This is a genomic window from Pseudochrobactrum asaccharolyticum (assembly GCF_003314995.1).
Taxonomy (GTDB): domain Bacteria; phylum Pseudomonadota; class Alphaproteobacteria; order Rhizobiales; family Rhizobiaceae; genus Pseudochrobactrum; species Pseudochrobactrum asaccharolyticum.
The window spans coordinates 1-1,341 of record NZ_QNRH01000036.1 but is presented as its reverse complement, the minus strand read 5'-3'; the positions used below and the strand labels follow the sequence as shown (position 1 = coordinate 1,341).

Annotated in this window: 1 protein-coding gene; it reads right to left on the bottom strand. The window is 49.4% G+C overall.

Annotated features, from left to right (window positions below; genetic code table 11):
* Positions 1-288: 288 nt before the first annotated feature.
* Positions 289-1,341 (bottom strand): autotransporter outer membrane beta-barrel domain-containing protein (locus DFR47_RS21485; RefSeq protein WP_113946544.1); only part of this gene is annotated, 1,053 nt, incomplete at its 5' end.

Genomic DNA, 1,341 nt, shown 5'->3' with positions numbered 1-1,341 from the left:
TGCGCGCGCGCTTCACTCAGTGAAGCAGCAAAAATAAGGGCGTCAATTTTATAGCCAAATTGTAGTAGAAGATTTTCCAGCCTCAAGCGAACCTGCATATCGTCCTCAACGATAAGTACCGGCGCAGGCAAAATGAGATTGACCGCTATTGCACCTAAAGACATAGGTTGGTTCCTCAGAAGGCCGTAAGGGTTACACAATCTAATACAGTTAAATTTAGCCGCATGAAACTTAACGGCTAAATTTACCTACATGCAGCTCTCCAAATCCAGTTTATTCTTACTCAGTCTAAAACTTTACGCTGAAATTGGCATTGACGCCATTTTGAGTGATACCTGAACCAAACTGTCCTTGATAAGAGACGCCAAGTTTGGAATTTTTCGTAATGGCGAAATCAAGTCCGGCTTCAATCAGTGCGGTATCTTTGCCAATCGGACTGCCCGATGCTGTGAAAGCATTAGACCCTGCGGCAAAGCTCGCCGTAGACGACGGGATCACATCGCCAAATGCATGCCGCCAACCAAGATCAGCGCGTGCGGTTGTCAGTGTATTACCAAGCTCGAAGCTGGTTGAGAGACGCATGCCGAGGGTTGAGAGGGTTGTGTCCATCGTACCGGATTGTACGCTGAGCGCTGCACCATTATGACCTGTTTCTGTAAAACTGTCCGTTCTGACATTGACATAGGCAAGATTGGCATAAGGCTCGATGATCGCGCGCGGGCTGAGATCATGCTTATAGCCCAACTCGCCAAACACCTGAAACGTACCGCCATTGTAATCAGCGGATAGCTTGTCGGAATAGCCATTAAAAGCAACCGAGCGGCTCATCTCGATATTGTGCCAGGAATAGGAAAGCCCTGAGCGGAAACCGATGGAACCTTGGCCCGTCGCCCATTCAGTACCCGCATAAGCACCAAGAGTATAATTATCGCTGGAACCAGATGAAGAAAGGCTTGGTGTTTTAAAGGTTGAACGGCTGTATCCGGCCATAAGACCCAAGCGCCAATTATCATAAATATCACCGTCAATACCGGTGATGAACCCACCAATGGTCGACTTGGTGCGTGCGGCATTATCTGTAGCAGATTGTGTAGCCCAACTGCCGAATGCTGCCCCCCATGCGGCATAGCGCTGAAGATCATCAACATTAACCGGCGCAACATGATCAATGGCATTGCCTGCCGGACTGGTTTTAGCTGCCGGACCATAGGCCATCACAGACACCGGATTAACCGGTGTACCGCCAAATGCCTGAGACAGGCGATTATTGATCGATGACCGGGTGATGCCACTGGCATTGAGCAAAACGCCACTTGCGGATGCATAGGCCTCACCACTTAG